At 54.9% G+C, this 14,024-nt stretch carries 11 protein-coding genes and 2 pseudogenes; 9 read left to right on the forward strand and 4 right to left on the reverse strand.

Annotation, left to right across the window (positions count from 1 at the left end; genetic code table 11):
* Nucleotides 1-121 precede the first annotated feature (121 nt).
* Both NQU17_02745 and NQU17_02750 read right to left on the reverse strand, forming a co-directional pair.
* Entirely contained in the window at nt 122-454 is a 333-nt protein-coding gene (locus NQU17_02745) for a cupin domain-containing protein (protein UUM12501.1), read from the reverse strand.
* Between the two features lie 368 nt (nt 455-822).
* A complete protein-coding gene (locus NQU17_02750; protein UUM12502.1) occupies nt 823-1,209 on the reverse strand; it encodes a DUF2200 domain-containing protein in 387 nt (128 codons plus the stop codon).
* A 451-nt stretch (nt 1,210-1,660) separates the two neighbouring features.
* Between NQU17_02750 and NQU17_02755 the strand changes: the two genes are divergently transcribed.
* Both NQU17_02755 and NQU17_02760 read left to right on the forward strand, forming a co-directional pair.
* Nucleotides 1,661-2,794 carry a DNA repair exonuclease gene (locus NQU17_02755; protein ID UUM12503.1) on the forward strand — a complete coding sequence of 378 codons (1,134 nt, stop codon included), beginning with the start codon at nt 1,661-1,663 and terminating at the stop codon, nt 2,792-2,794.
* Nucleotides 2,784-5,804 carry an AAA family ATPase gene (locus tag NQU17_02760; protein ID UUM12504.1) on the forward strand — a complete coding sequence of 1,007 codons (3,021 nt, stop codon included), beginning with the start codon at nt 2,784-2,786 and terminating at the stop codon, nt 5,802-5,804. Before NQU17_02755 ends, NQU17_02760 begins: the two co-directional genes overlap by 11 nt.
* Nucleotides 5,805-5,839: 35 nt before the next feature.
* Here the strand turns inward: NQU17_02760 and NQU17_02765 are convergent, their stop codons facing one another.
* Nucleotides 5,840-5,974: a hypothetical protein gene (locus tag NQU17_02765; protein UUM12505.1), complete on the reverse strand. Its 135-nt coding sequence runs from the start codon at nt 5,972-5,974 to the stop codon at nt 5,840-5,842.
* A gap of 461 nt (nt 5,975-6,435) precedes the next feature.
* Between NQU17_02765 and rho the strand changes: the two genes are divergently transcribed.
* Complete coding sequence (gene rho, locus NQU17_02770; GenBank protein ID UUM12506.1) at nt 6,436-8,070, forward strand: transcription termination factor Rho; 1,635 nt, start codon at nt 6,436-6,438, stop codon at nt 8,068-8,070.
* 88 nt (nt 8,071-8,158) lie between these two features.
* Nucleotides 8,159-8,293: a hypothetical protein gene (locus tag NQU17_02775; protein UUM12507.1), complete on the forward strand. Its 135-nt coding sequence runs from the start codon at nt 8,159-8,161 to the stop codon at nt 8,291-8,293.
* Nucleotides 8,294-8,370: 77 nt separating this feature from the next.
* Here NQU17_02775 and rpmE read toward each other — a convergent pair.
* A pseudogene (gene rpmE, locus NQU17_02780) lies at nt 8,371-8,562 on the reverse strand (50S ribosomal protein L31).
* 171 nt (nt 8,563-8,733) lie between these two features.
* Here rpmE and NQU17_02785 point away from each other — a divergent pair.
* The 5 genes and pseudogenes from NQU17_02785 to NQU17_02805 all read left to right on the forward strand — a co-directional run bounded on the left by NQU17_02785 (nt 8,734) and on the right by NQU17_02805 (nt 13,989).
* Nucleotides 8,734-9,309: pseudogene (locus NQU17_02785) on the forward strand (thymidine kinase).
* 167 nt (nt 9,310-9,476) lie between these two features.
* Nucleotides 9,477-11,228 (forward strand): peptide chain release factor N(5)-glutamine methyltransferase, encoded by a 1,752-nt coding sequence (prmC, locus tag NQU17_02790; GenBank protein ID UUM12508.1) that lies wholly within the window; start codon nt 9,477-9,479, stop codon nt 11,226-11,228.
* An 80-nt stretch (nt 11,229-11,308) separates the two neighbouring features.
* On the forward strand, nt 11,309-12,391 hold the full coding sequence (prfA, locus tag NQU17_02795; GenBank protein UUM12509.1) for a peptide chain release factor 1: 1,083 nt from the start codon (nt 11,309-11,311) through the stop codon (nt 12,389-12,391).
* A gap of 69 nt (nt 12,392-12,460) precedes the next feature.
* Nucleotides 12,461-13,555 (forward strand): L-threonylcarbamoyladenylate synthase, encoded by a 1,095-nt coding sequence (locus NQU17_02800; protein ID UUM12510.1) that lies wholly within the window; start codon nt 12,461-12,463, stop codon nt 13,553-13,555.
* A complete protein-coding gene (locus NQU17_02805) occupies nt 13,552-13,989 on the forward strand; it encodes a hypothetical protein (GenBank protein UUM12511.1) in 438 nt (145 codons plus the stop codon). Before NQU17_02800 ends, NQU17_02805 begins: the two co-directional genes overlap by 4 nt.
* Nucleotides 13,990-14,024 lie beyond the last annotated feature (35 nt).

A 14,024-nucleotide genomic window follows, 5' to 3' on the forward strand; every position in this document is an offset into this window, starting at 1 on the left:
CGATGATTACAAAGCCCGGCAATAACCAAAAAGTCAGAGAACCGATCCATACCAGTGTGCGGATCGGTTCTCTGGCTTATCTTTGTACATCAGCTCCCCTGAATCACCGAGTCAGGGGCAGTTAGTTGTTCGGTGCCTGGAAGACTCTGGGATTGGGCGCTTTGATAACGAACATCTCCATTACTTCATCATGAGCATTGCTGACATTCATCTTTGTGTTGTAGGGAATGTTGATAATACTGCCTTGGGGATAATGCTGTGCTTCCTGTTCACCCAGCTGGAGAGTCAGCGTGCCGCGCAGAATCGTCATGTAGACATTGGAGTTGGAGAAGTGTTCGGGGAGACCGGCTCCTTTGGGGAAGATCATGTGGTTGATCATCACTTCATCTGCGTCAATGATTTTCTCAACCTTTTTTTCGTCATCAAGCGAGTAGGAATGAACTGTTTCAATCATCGGTATACTCCTTTCCATTGTTTTGTTTTCTTTTCTTTCTAATCTTGTGACTTGATTAAAGCTTCACTTGTTTCGTCTGATTTGTTGCATGGAAACTTGATTCATTCTTTTCCGGGTTCAATTTACTCATCTGAAAGGACTGTCTCCCGCGAAAAGCGGAAGTTACAGTTCTGGTCGGGACCGTTCCTCCGGAACTCTGGGTATGGGGACAGCTGATCTCGTATTCCTGAAGGCAGGGGGAAAAAGGGGTCCTCTTCCCGCTGAAATCCAGTATACTGCAGATAGAGCAAACAGAGTGTTGCCTGGGTAACACTCTGTCCAGGCAACGGGTACCATCAGACTGGGACAAACTGTGCCTGTCATGTTAATTACTCCGGCCGGTCGACTGCCGGAGGAGTCAGCTTCTCACTTCGAAGAATTTTGCTCATGGCCTTGCCTTTGGCCAGTTCATCAATCAGCTTGTCCAAATACCGGACTTCACGCATCACAGGGTCTTCGATATTCTCGACCCGGACCCCGCAGACTACGCCCTGAATTAATTGGCGGGAGGGGTTCAGGAGAGGGGCCTCCCGGAAAAATGTCTCATAATCGACTTCCTGTGCGATTTGACTGTCCAGCATATCCTGAGAGTATCCGGTAAGCCACCGGATGATTTCATCCACTTCAGCTCGGGTTCTGCCTTTCTTCTCTGCTTTCGCTACGAGCAGTGGATAAACCCGGGCAAAGCTCATGCGATAAACTCGGTGTTCGGTCATAATGGTCCTCCTTCGGGCGGATCGGATTTGAAACGGAAAGACGCAGGGACGTCAGCATCCTATCAGCAGGCCATCAGGACCTCATGACAGCAGGACGTCAACCGTCTCACGGATCGTTCTCTCATTATATTATAAGTTAATGAACGGGATATTCTAAGTTGATGAATTGACAGTAACTTGATTGTACGTCGGCTGAATCAATATTTTCCTGCGCGATCAGAGTGGTTATAGGCCAAGCCGGAGTGTACACCGGATCCGGTGCCAGGAGTGAGGTCATTTCCTGCGCGGTTCGTCGATCAATATTTGGGATTTTCGTGAAACCGGGCTTGCGGTTGCAGAGAAAATGGACAGAATGTCCCTATGATCTGTTATTCTTATTTGGTATAGACAGTTTTGACAGGATCGTAAGTTCAGGTGATGAATAATTTCAAATGACGGAGGAAGCATCCCATTGGAAAAGATTAAAATACTGCATTGCGCGGACTGGCATCTGGGGTCATCCCTTTGGTCCATTCCCGAACACGCCGCCCAGCGGGCGGTGGAGCTGCTCGGGAGTTTTCGGAGAATGACCCGGCTGTGCCAGAAGGAGCAGGTGGATCTGCTTCTCATTGCCGGGGATCTGTTTGAAGGAACTAATATAGATCCGGCGGTGGTTGCTTCGGTAAAGGAATATTTAGCAGACATTTCCTCCCGGGTTTTTATCGCGCCGGGAAATCATGATTATGCAGCCTTGGATTCTCCGTTCCTGGATCCGGACTGGTCGGACAATGTCCACATCTTCAGGGGAGGATTGGAACGGGTGGATTTGCCGGATCTTCCGGTATCCGTGTACGGAGCCGCCTTTACCGGATCGCGCCAGGAGGAAGTACTGCTGCCGCAATCTGATCCGGACTGTGCCGGCCGGATTCGACTGGGAGTGTTCCACGCGGATGTCGTTGGCACCGGCCAATCCTCCGGATACCACGGAATTCAGCCGGAGCAGATCCGGGCCACGGGACTGGATTACCTGGCGCTGGGGCATATTCACAAATGCAGCGGCATTCAGCGGGTGGGTCATACCACCTGGGCGTACCCGGGCATTCCGGATGGACGGGGTTTCGATGAAACTGGCCGGAAAGGAGTGTATCTGGGTACCGTTCAAGCCGGTGCGGCAGATCTGCAGTTCGAAAGTCTGTCCAGCCGGCAGTATCTGATTGAACCGGTGGATGTTTCAAGCTTCCGGACGGAGGCACAGGCTGAGGCGGCAATTTTAGCCCAGCTGAAGGAACGTCACGGCGACTCCTATGCTGATCATTTTTACCGGATCCGACTGACCGGTCGGGTCGGGCTGGAAACCGTCCTGCCCTGGACCGTCATTGAGAACCGGCTGGCTGAAACCCTCCATTATGTTCAGCTGCAGGACGAGACCCGGATGGAAGTGGACTTTGACAATCTGGCTCAGGAAACTTCACTGCGGGGCATTTTTGTCCGGAAAATGCTGGAAGCGGTAGCGGGCGGCGACGAAGCTCAGAATAACCGGATGCGCCAGGCGTTGGAAGCGGGACTGCGAGCTTTGGAAGGGCAGGTGATTGACTGTGATCATTAAAGAAATGTATCTGGACCGGTTCGGCCGGTTCCAGGATTATTCCCTGACGCTGGGTCAGGGCCTGCAGGTGATCCACGGGGCCAATGAAGAAGGCAAAAGCACGCTGATGGCGTTTCTTCAGATGATGTTCTACGGGTCCAGCGGCCGAGGCCGGGATGTCGCGGGCAATTTGCGCAAAAAATACCGCCCCTGGGATGGCAGCCCAATGAAGGGGCACCTGATTTTTGAGGCGGATGGAACCACGTACCGCCTGGAGCGGGTGTTTGGCCAGAGCAATGTCACCGATCAGGTCAGTCTGTTCAACGAAACAACCGGGGAACGGATCCGGGTAAAAGCCAGGAAAGAGCCCGGGGTGGAATATCTCGGACTGGGAGAGGATGCTTTTGCCCGAAGTGTGTTTATCAGTCAGGGAGCCAGCCTGATCCGCGACGGAGCCAAACAGGAGGAACTGACCCAGCGTCTGCTCAATCTGGTAACCACAGGCAGCGAGGAGGTTTCTTACCAGTCAGCGCTGGACTCCATGAATCAGGCCAGAGAACGGCTGGTCAGCAAAAATCAGAAGAACGGACTGCTGGTTCTGGCTCGCCAGGAGGTTGAACACCTGGAGGAGCGCCGCCGAGCCGCGCAGGCCGAAGAACTGGAGAAGCTGGCTGCCCAGGAGGAGCTGGAGCGCGAGCAAAACTGCCGCCGGGAACTGATTGAGCGCAAAGCCGTCCTGGACAGGGAACAGAAGAAAAACGAAGGCATCCTTCGGACCCATCAGCTGGCCGCTGCCATTGACCGGGAAACCCGGCATCTGGAGCTGACCCGGCAGATGAATGCCCTGGAGGCTCGGCTGACATATTCCGGCGGCCGGATGGATCGGAGCTATCTGTCCGCTGCGGATGAGATGCTGCGTCGAATTCATCAGAACGAGGCCAAAACCCAATCGCTGGAAGAAAATCTGTCAGCCCGCGAAACCGAGCTTGAGGCGCTGGATTCGGACCGAACCAGTCCTCTGGAGGAACCGCTGGAAGAGCTGAAAGCCAACGAGGTGCGGCAGTCCGAACTGGAGGAACAGCTTCAGGTGACGCGCCGGCAGCTGCAGGAGCTGCGCCTTTACCGCACAGCCATTCAGAAAGCGGAGCTGCTGTCTGGTCAGTGCGAAGAGACTTCCGCCGAAGTGCGGGAAGCTGAGGTCGAACTGACACAGCTGGAAGAGCAGTACAAGGTTGTGCGCGTTGAACTGGAGGAGGCAAAACAGGCTAAGGAGCAGCAGCGCCAGACTCAGTGGCAGAAAGAGCAGGAAATCAGGCAGCTCGAGGAAGCCATGGCGCGCAGCCGGCTCCAGGTGGGGCAGTGGCAGGCGGATCTCAGTCACAATGCCGGTCAGATCTCGAAGGAAACACCCTCCGGTTCATACAGCAACAGAAGCCGGGCTCTTCCGGCACTGACGCTTTCAGGTCTGGCGGTTCTGCTTGCCCTCATTCTGGGCAGTCAGGTTCACCCGGGATTCTATGGAGTCCTGATCCTGGCATTGCTGTTTGCTGCCTGGGGATATCGCGGGCTTCCGGGAGCGGCTGATTCCCGGGGGGAAGCTGGACCCGATGAGGCAGACCAGCTGCGGGCAATGCTCTTGAATCAGATCGACCAGCTGGAAAAGGAGCAGGCCGGCAGCCTGGTGCAGCACACAGCGCTCACCCGGGAGGTCGGGGAGCTCACACAGGGCTATAACAGGTCAATCCAGCGGCTGGCCGAAATGGAAGCCAGGTATGGTGCAACAGAAACGCAGCTGGACGAAGTCCGGCGCCGTGTCCTGGGACTGACCAGCCGGCTCAGTGCACTGACCCGGGAGCATGAGGAGCTGCAGAGAGAACTGGAGCAGTTCACCGTCAAGGGGACAAAGCTGGATGAACTGAATCTGCTGGAAGAGCTGGATCAGATGCAGCAAACAGGTCAGTGCCTGGAAAAACGACATGCCGAGCTGTTGGATTTGCTGGAGGCCAGAGATCTGACGGATGCGATTCAGAAGGTGCTTACCAGTCAGATGTCGCTCCAGAGAGCACAGCAGCTGGGGCGCGAGATCTCAAAATTAAGGCAGGAACTGGAACAACTGGCCGCACAGCGGACCGAACACATCAACGACCTGCTGACACATCTGCAGCCATACCGCACCGTGAAGACCCTGGAGGAAACCACTGGGCTGATGCAGGATCTGACTGAAGACCTGGAGCGGTGCCAGCAGCTCTCCATTCAGCGGGAAGCCGGTGAACAGAACCGTCAGGAGCTGGAAAAGAACCATACGCTGGAAGAGTTGAAACTTCTTTGGTCAGAATCTTCAGCGGATGAGCGCGATGCCGCCCTGCCGGATCCGGACGATCTCCGGGATCTGGAACATCAGGCGGAGATGCTGACGGGTCAGATCCACGCCCTGGACCGTACGCTGGCGGCAAGAGAAGCGGAACTGCGTGAGAAATACCGATCCCGTGAAAATCTCAGCCAGGTGGAGGAACGACTGGATCAAGCCCGGATGAACGTCAAGGGCAAACAGGAGCAATATGAGATACTGACCCTGGCCCAGACAAAGCTGACAGAAGCCTTTGAGGAGCTGCAGCAAAGCTTCGGACCGCTCCTGAACGATCGCACCGGAGCCATTCTGCGACGGCTGACCCGGGATAAATATCAGAATGTTCGAGTCAGCCGCAGCTTTGATATTATGGTGGAGGATGGGAATCAGCGTCAGCTGTTTGAGTGGGGTTACCTCAGCGGAGGAACCGTGGATCAGGCATACCTGGCCCTCCGGCTCGCCATCACAGATCTCATTTCGTCACCTGCTCAGCCCCTGCCTCTGTTCCTGGATGACATCTTCACCCAGTATGATGATGCAAGAGCCAGAGAGGGGCTGAACTTTCTGAAAGAGCATACCTGCGCCCGACCCGTTCCGCTCCAGACGGTGCTCTTCACCTGCCACGGCCGGATCCGGGACTGGGCCAGTTTGATGCCCGAGGTCACAGTTCTGGACCTGACCTGATCCATGGAGCAGGCACAACCATCAGGCAGCCTGAATCATGTTGAAATGGAACCAGGATAAGTTTCCATCATAACCAGAAATTGTAGAGCCAGAAAAGCAGCCGTTGCCTTGATCCTTGCCGGTCGGACAAGAACCAAAGCAGCGACTGCTCTTTTTTTGATCTGTTTCATGATCCAATCAATGATCTATTCAATAACGGTCCACTAACCGGGCTATGATCTGACGAATGATCTTTCCATAGAGATGCCTGCCAGACTGTCTGCATAGCTGTCTGAACGGTTGCGTGCTGGTCTGCTTTCTCAGGCTGTATAAAAATCATTGACAAATTTCGCCTGGAGATGGATAATTAGAACAGTAATTTTCTTCTGATGCCAATGACTTTTGGCGATAAACCGAAATCTCTTAGCCTCTTTTCCATTTCACTGGAATTCTTCTTTCACTCATCAGATGACCCAAGCCTTCCACCAGTTTTTGTTTTTGTGATCAGCCCAGGTTTTTTTGCATGGAAAAAATCGCTGGGACGCCTTGTTATTCATTGGGTTGTCTGTTCCTTGTATTCCGTTGGTTTCAACTCATTCCACCCACGACATTTGACATTCACTCTTCGACATCCATCACAGGCAGGTGAACTATGGAATTTGATTTTAGACGTCTGACCCTTAATGAACTGCGGGATCTGGCCAAGGCAAACCAGGTAAAGGGCATTGCCAAGCTGCGCAAGCCGGAACTGATTGCTCTTCTGGAGGAATTGCTGCAGGATTCGGATCAGGTAAAACCAGCCGCGGACGAGCTCGATAACAGGACTGGGGATGAGTTTGCTCCCTATCAGCATGAGGCAGACCAGGAGCTGGGGGCGAGTCCCTCAGCGGAACCGGCGGCGGGGGGCGGTTATCCGCCGCAAATCGGCCAGGCCGTTCAGGAAGCGACAGCTGCCGGAGTGGGGAGCTCAGCAGAAGCCGGTTCGTCGCGGGAAACATCTTATGTGGATCGGAACGGAATCGCCTTGAAAGAGAAGCTTTCCCGACGGTTTGAACCGATGCGGTCTGAGCGGGACGGGTCCGCGGGTTATGAACGAAGCACTGCCCGTTCCGCGGAGGATCGGTCGGACTCCGGTGAACGCTCCTTCCCGCCGGATACCATTGAAGTGACAGGTATCCTGGAAATCATGGATCAGAACAGCTTCGGCTTCCTTCGCGGCGACAACTACCTGACTACACCGGATGACATTTATGTATCACCCACCCAGATTCGCCGCTTCCGACTGAAAACCGGGGATGAAGTCGCCGGAAAAACCCGCCCCACCCGGGAAGGGGAGAAATTCAAGGCGCTGTTCTATGTGGATCGCGTCAATGGAGATCCCCCGGGCAGCGCGATCACGCGCCGGGACTTTGAAACGCTGACCCCGATTTATCCCAATCAGCGGCTTCGTCTGGAAGTTCCGGAACGAAACGACATGTCGACCCGGATCATGGATATCATCAGTCCTGTGGGCAAAGGGCAGCGCGGCATGATCGTCGCTCCGCCCAAAGCCGGAAAGACCACGATCCTGAAAAAGATTGCCCAGCACATCCACATCAATAACCCGGAGACAGTCCTCATCGTGCTGCTGATTGATGAGCGGCCGGAGGAAGTCACTGATATGAGGGAATCCATCCAGGGTGAAGTCATCTACTCGACCTTTGATGAAGATCCGATGAATCATATCAAAGTGGCAGGCATGGTGCTGGAGCGGGCCAAGCGTCTGGTTGAGCATAAGAAGGACGTTGTCATTCTGCTGGACTCTCTGACCAGACTGTCCCGGGCCTATAACCTGACGGTTACTCCATCGGGCCGGACATTGTCCGGCGGATTGGATCCGGCGGCACTTCTGATGCCCAAGAAGTTTTTCGGAGCTGCCCGCAACATTCGCAACGGCGGATCACTGACGATTCTGGCCACTGCGCTGGTGGATACCGGCAGCCGGATGGATGACATGATCTTTGAAGAATTTAAGGGCACGGGCAACATGGAAGTTCATTTGGACCGCCGGCTCCAGGAACGGCGGATTTTCCCGGCCATCGATATATACCGGTCCGGCACCCGAAAGGAAGAACTGATTCTGACCGGCGATGAGCTGGAAGCGGTTCGCAAAATCCGCGCACTGCTCTACCGGACTTCCGAAATCAGCAAAGTCACTCAAGAACTGATATCACTGCTGGACAATTCAGAAACGAATGAAGAGTTCATGGATGCACTCAAAAAAGTGCAGCTGACCGAACGCAGCTGATAACCATGAGAGTCAGTACACAACCGATCGATGGAACCGGATGGTTCGGACTTGACGTATTGAACAGAATTCATGTGATCCGGGGAAAATGAGAGAAACCGACGGCATTCGACCAATCGGGTGCTTTGGAGAGCCGGCAATCCTGCCGGCTCCCGGACGGGCGGATGGCTCCGCCCAAAAAATTAAGGATCCCACGGAGTACCGTGGGATCTCCCTGGAATAATGAACGGGTCATTATTCAGCAGTATTTTCTTCGACCGGGGCGTCAACAGGCGCAGCGTTCTTGACAGTTCTCTTTTCGAATTTCTTCTTGAACCGATCAACTCTTCCACCGACATCAACGATCTTCTGCTTGCCTGTGAAGAAAGGATGGCACTGAGAACATATTTCAACTTTCAGTTCGTCCTTTACCGAGCCGGTGACGAAAGTGTTTCCACATGCACACTTAACAACGGATTCGTGGTTGTACTTTGGATGTATGCCTTCTCTCATTTTTTTCACCTCAAATCATAATTTGTCAGGAACTGTATCAATTAACTATTCAATGATATCAGAACCTCCGATTCAAAGTCAATAAAATTCTCGTAATCCGCGATGTTTTACAGTATAATATTATCTTGAGAACGGATGCGATTTTTCGGATCCACTGCTGAAGAGGAAACCATGGCTAAATTATATTTTCGATATGGCGCGATGAACTCAGGAAAATCCACCGCCCTGATGCAGGTCGCCTTCAATTATGAGGAGCGGGGGATGAAGGTCTTTCTGATCAAGCCTCAGATTGACACCAAGGGGGGCGATACCCTGATCTCACGCATCGGCGTCTCGCGCCATGTGGATTTGATGGTACAGGGCACCGACCGGTTGTTTGAAATCATAGAAGAACGGCTGAAGACCCAGCCCATCGACTGCGTTCTGGTAGATGAAGCGCAGTTCCTGAAAACGGCGCAGGTGGATGAACTGCTGGCGGTGACGATTCGCCTGAAGATTCCGGTCATTGCCTATGGCCTGCGGACGGACTTTTCCACCAATGGCTTTGAGGGCGCACAGCGGCTCCTCCTGCTGGCTCACAGCATTGAGGAGATGAAGACCATCTGCACCTGCGGCCGCAAAGCAACGTTCAACGGCCGCAAGGTCAACGGCCGATTTGTTTTCGAAGGCGAGCAGGTGGCCATCGACAATCAGGCGGACATTGAATACCAGTCCCTTTGCCCGGATTGCTACTTTCGCCTGAAAGATGAGTATGAAGCCGCAAAGCGGCCGCAAGACAGCCAACCCGACCAGGTCTTCCAGCCCGATCAGGTCAGCCAGCCCGATCAGGTCAGCCAGGCAGTCGGTTGGTTGTCCCAGTCTGGTGAATAGAAAAGTCGCACGAAAAGTATTTTTTAAGATAAGGAATGAAAAGCATGAAAAATGTAGGAGGACAGGCGGTCCTGGAAGGCGTAATGATGCGTGGCAGCCACTGTGTGGCAACCAGCGTCAGAACTCCGGACGGGGTGATTGAAACGCTGACGGAACCAATTCAATACAACAGTTCTGCATGGCGCAAGACGCCTGTGCTGCGCGGAGTATTCAGCCTGGTTGACTCCCTGGCGACGGGCTTGCGCATGATGAATTATGCGGCCCGTTTTTACGAGGAACCTTCCACGCCGCGGACCGGCTTTGCCGCGTTTGTGGATCGCATCTCCGGCGGACGCGGAGAGCAGATCGAAAATGCCCTGACCATTGGATTGTCTCTGGGGCTGGCTCTGATTTTCTTTACGGTGCTGCCTACTCTGCTGGCCCGATTCCTGATCCGGCCGGAGGGGAACCGGCTGGCTCTGAACCTTCTGGAAGCAGTCATCAAGCTGGTTCTGTTCATTCTCTATCTCCTGGCCATCTCCCGGATCCCGGATATTCGCCGGGTGTTCAAGTATCACGGGGCGGAGCACAAGGTCATCGATGCCTACGAAAACGACCGAGAACTGACCGTGGCCAATGTTCGCCAGTCTTCCCGCTATCATGCCCGCTGCGGCACGAATTTTATGTTTCTGGTTCTGATCATGTCCATCGTTGTCTACTCCTTCGTCCCAAGCTTTGATCCGTTTATTCGGGTTGTCTCCAAAGTTCTGCTGATCCCGGTGGTTGCCGGTCTGACGTTTGAACTGATTCTGTGGCTGGGAGCCAATGATACCCCGCTGTCCCGCGCCATCAGTCTGCCGGGACGCCTGATGCAGCGCATTACGACTGCGGAACCCGATGATGCCATGATCGAAGTGGCCATCACTGCGCTGAAGCGTTCGGAAAATCTGCCCTTCACGATCAAGGAACTGAAAGCCTATGCTGATGAACGGTTGAAAGGACTGGAAGGCGCAGCGCTGGACCGGGATGTCCTGCTCAGCTTTGTGACCGGACATGACCGGAGCTATCTGCTGGCTCATCCCGAGGCAACCGTCACCTTTTCAGAGTACGATCGGTTCCGGGATGTCATCAGCAAACGGCGCGGCCATATGCCCATCAGCTATATTACGGGGCACAAGGAATTCATGGGGATGGACTTCATCGTCAATGAGTCCACACTGATTCCCAGACCGGATACGGAGATTCTGGTCGAGGAGGCTCTCCTGACCTTGAAATCACTGCCTCAGACCGGGGAGCCCGTCCGAATCCTGGATCTTTGTTCCGGTTCCGGGGCCATCGGATTGTCCCTGGCTGCCCTTTATCCCAACTCTCGTCTGGTGCTGGCTGATATCAGCCCGCGGGCCATGGCCGTTGCCCGGATGAATGCACAGAATCTCAAGGTCGAAGACCGGACTCGGTTCCTGGTCGGCGATTTGTTTGACGCCATTGACGGGTCAGAGGAGTTCCATCTGATCGTTTCCAACCCGCCCTATATCCGCAGCCGGGAGATTCGAACTCTCCCCCGTGATGTCAGGGAGTTTGAGCCCAAACAGGCCCTGGACGGCGGCGAGAGCGGACTTCAGTTCTATGAACGGATCTCGGACAAAGCCCGGCAGTATATTACCCAGGGCGGCGTCCTGTTCTTTGAGATCGGAGCCGATCAGGGAACGGCGGTGGCAGATCTGCTGCGGCGGTTCAACTGGCAGGATCCTCAGGTAATCGGGGACCTGGCCGGACAGGACCGGGTGGTTCGGGCCACCTGGATCCGCGATTTGTAGCGACGCCGGACACCAAGGAAAGACAAACAAGATCGAAGTGGCGGACAAATCAAAGTTGAAATCGAAATGGAGTGATGAATATGCTGAAAAAACTCAGCTTTATAGAAAATAAATATGACGAACTGTCTCATCAGATCGCGGACCCGGTGATCATGCAGAACCAGGCTGCCTGGCAGAAGCTGGTGCGGGAGCATTCCGATCTGGAAGATATCGTAACCAAGTATCGGGAATATAAGTCCAGAGAGAAGCAGCTGGAAGAAAACAAGGCCATGCTGTCAGAAAACGGACTGGATCCGGACATGAAGGAAATGTTCCAGGAAGACAACAAGATCCTGGAAGCAGAAATCGAGAAAATTCACGATGAGATTCGGATCCTGCTCATCCCGACGGATCCCAATGACAAGAAAAACGTCTTTGTGGAAATCCGCGGCGGTGCCGGCGGTGATGAAGCGGCTCTGTTTGCCCATTCGCTGTACCGACTCTATGTCAAGTACGCGGAATCCAGAGGCTGGCGGGTGGAGCTGATGTCCCTGAATGAAACGGATATCGGCGGCTTTAAGGAAGTCGTTTTCATGATTAAGGGAGAGGGAGCCTACTCCCGGCTCAAGTACGAGTCCGGCGTGCACCGGGTTCAGCGGGTTCCGGAAACGGAATCCTCCGGTCGGATTCACACCTCCACCGCGACGGTGGCTGTTCTGCCGGAAGTCGATGATGTGGACGTCCAGATCGATCCCAACGATCTGCGCATCGATGTTTACCGGTCCTCAGGCAACGGTGGGCAGTCCGTCAATACGACCGACTCAGCCGTCCGGATTACCCATATTCCGTCCGGACTGGTGGTGGCCATGCAGGATGAAAAATCCCAGCTGAAGAACAAAGAGAAGGCGCTCAAAGTGCTTCAGGCCAGACTGTACGAGATCGCGGAGCAGGAACGCAGCCAGAACATCGCGGATGAGCGGCGGTCCCAGGTTGGAACCGGAGACCGCTCGGAGCGGATCCGGACCTATAACTATCCGCAAGGGCGCGTGACGGATCACCGCATCGGACTGACCTTATACAAGCTGGAAACCTTCATGGATGGCGATATCGATGAAATGCTGGATGCCCTGACGGCTTACGATCAGAGCGAAAAGCTCAAACTGATGGGGAATAGTAGAAACTGATAGGTTTCAAAAAATGCAGCTTCCTCGGAAGACTGCATTTTTTTCAGAAAGAATCGACAGGAGGGAACCGTGGAAGAACTGAACATCCCGACACGCTGCTATGATCTGACCGCAATGGATGAAGCGTCGCGTCATAAAGTATATGAGGAAGCCGGAGCCGTCATTCGAGCCGGCGGAACGGTGGTCTTCCCGACGGAGACGGTCTACGGACTGGGAGCCAATGCCATGGATCCCCTGGCGGTTCAGGGCATTTATCGGGCCAAGGGCCGCCCCTCCGACAATCCGCTCATCATCCACGTGGCGGACCGCGATCTTTCGGGAATAGTATCCGAAATTCCGCCGACCGCTGTCCGGCTGATGGATCGCTACTGGCCGGGGCCATTGACTATCATTATGAAGAAGGATCCAGGGGTGCCGGCCCAAACCACGGGCGGACTGGATACAGTAGGGGTCCGGATGCCGGATCAGCCGGCTGCGCTGGCGTTGATCAAGGCGGCCGGCTGCGGCATTGCGGCGCCGTCGGCCAATATTTCGGGGCGGCCCTCACCGACCACCTTCCGCCGCTGCCAGGAGGACCTGATGGGCCGGGTTGATCTGATCCTTGGAATGGATCAGTCCCGGGTCGGGCTTGAATCCACCATCATTGACCTGTCTGGCACTGTCCCGGAACTGCTCCGGCCCGGCGCCATTACGCTGGAAGAACTGCGGGCGGTCCTGGGCGAGGTGGTCTATGTTCCGTCGGCCACCCTCCAGGGGGATGAGTCGCCGCGGGCCCCGGGCATGAAGTATCGCCATTATGCGCCCAGAGCCAAGGTTACGCTGCTGCGCGGAACCCGGCAGGCGGTGCAGCTTTACCTGCAGACCCGAAAGGACGAGCAGACCCTGGCCGTGCTGATCGACGCGGACGGCTTGGACCAGAATCCGACCACGAGTTCGTCCGGAACCGTTTTTGGGCCAGACGCAGCCGACTCGGATCCATCCGTTGTTCGCTTTGGATCCGTGACAGAAGCTGCCCGAGAGATTTTTGAAACATTGCGCTGGGCTGACGATCAGGGCTATACCGGAATCTGGGTGGAAGCCGTGGCGGAAACCGGTTTGGGCCTGTCACTGATGAACCGCCTCAAGAAAGCGGCGGCTTATGACGTGGTGGAGGTGAAGGAATGAAGGTGATTTTTGTCTGTACCGGCAATACCTGCCGCAGCCCGATGGCAGAGGGAATCCTGAAAGCCCTGGCGCCGGAGCTTGAGGTCGAGTCGCGGGGACTATTCATTGCACCGGGTACTTCCACCCACCCCAACACCCGGACGGTGCTCCGGCAGCGCCTGAATCTGGAGCTGAATCAGCCTGCCCGCAAGCTCTCCGGGGACGATTGCCGGGATGCCGGACTCGTATTGACCATGACCCGGGATCAGGCAGATTTTGTCCGCAATCTCACGGATTGCCCCCGAGTCTATGCCCTGGCGGACTATGCCGGTGACAGCGGGGACATCCCGGATCCCTTTGGGGGACCACTGTCTGATTACGAAGCCACCTTTGACCGCTTGACTGATCTGATGATCCGGGTGGTGAAACGACTTCGCGATCAGGAGATGGGCTGAGTCGAATGAAAACTTCGGACGTCAGGATGGAGAAA

The organism is Clostridiaceae bacterium HFYG-1003 (assembly GCA_024579835.1).
Taxonomy (GTDB): domain Bacteria; phylum Bacillota; class Clostridia; order Clostridiales; family Clostridiaceae; genus JG1575.

Excerpts from the sequence above, each read along its gene's own strand:
- prmC (UUM12508.1), top strand. The coding sequence starts at position 9,477 with ATGAAAAATGTAGGAGGACAGGCGGTCCTGGAAGGCGTAATGATGCGT.
- NQU17_02745 (UUM12501.1), bottom strand. The coding sequence starts at position 454 with ATGATTGAAACAGTTCATTCCTACTCGCTTGATGACGAAAAAAAGGTT.
- NQU17_02750 (UUM12502.1), bottom strand. The coding sequence starts at position 1,209 with ATGACCGAACACCGAGTTTATCGCATGAGCTTTGCCCGGGTTTATCCA.
- NQU17_02775 (UUM12507.1), top strand. The coding sequence starts at position 8,159 with ATGAGAGAAACCGACGGCATTCGACCAATCGGGTGCTTTGGAGAGCCG.
- prfA (UUM12509.1), top strand. The coding sequence starts at position 11,309 with ATGCTGAAAAAACTCAGCTTTATAGAAAATAAATATGACGAACTGTCT.
- NQU17_02805 (UUM12511.1), top strand. The coding sequence starts at position 13,552 with ATGAAGGTGATTTTTGTCTGTACCGGCAATACCTGCCGCAGCCCGATG.
- rho (UUM12506.1), top strand. The coding sequence starts at position 6,436 with ATGGAATTTGATTTTAGACGTCTGACCCTTAATGAACTGCGGGATCTG.
- NQU17_02765 (UUM12505.1), bottom strand. The coding sequence starts at position 5,974 with ATGAAACAGATCAAAAAAAGAGCAGTCGCTGCTTTGGTTCTTGTCCGA.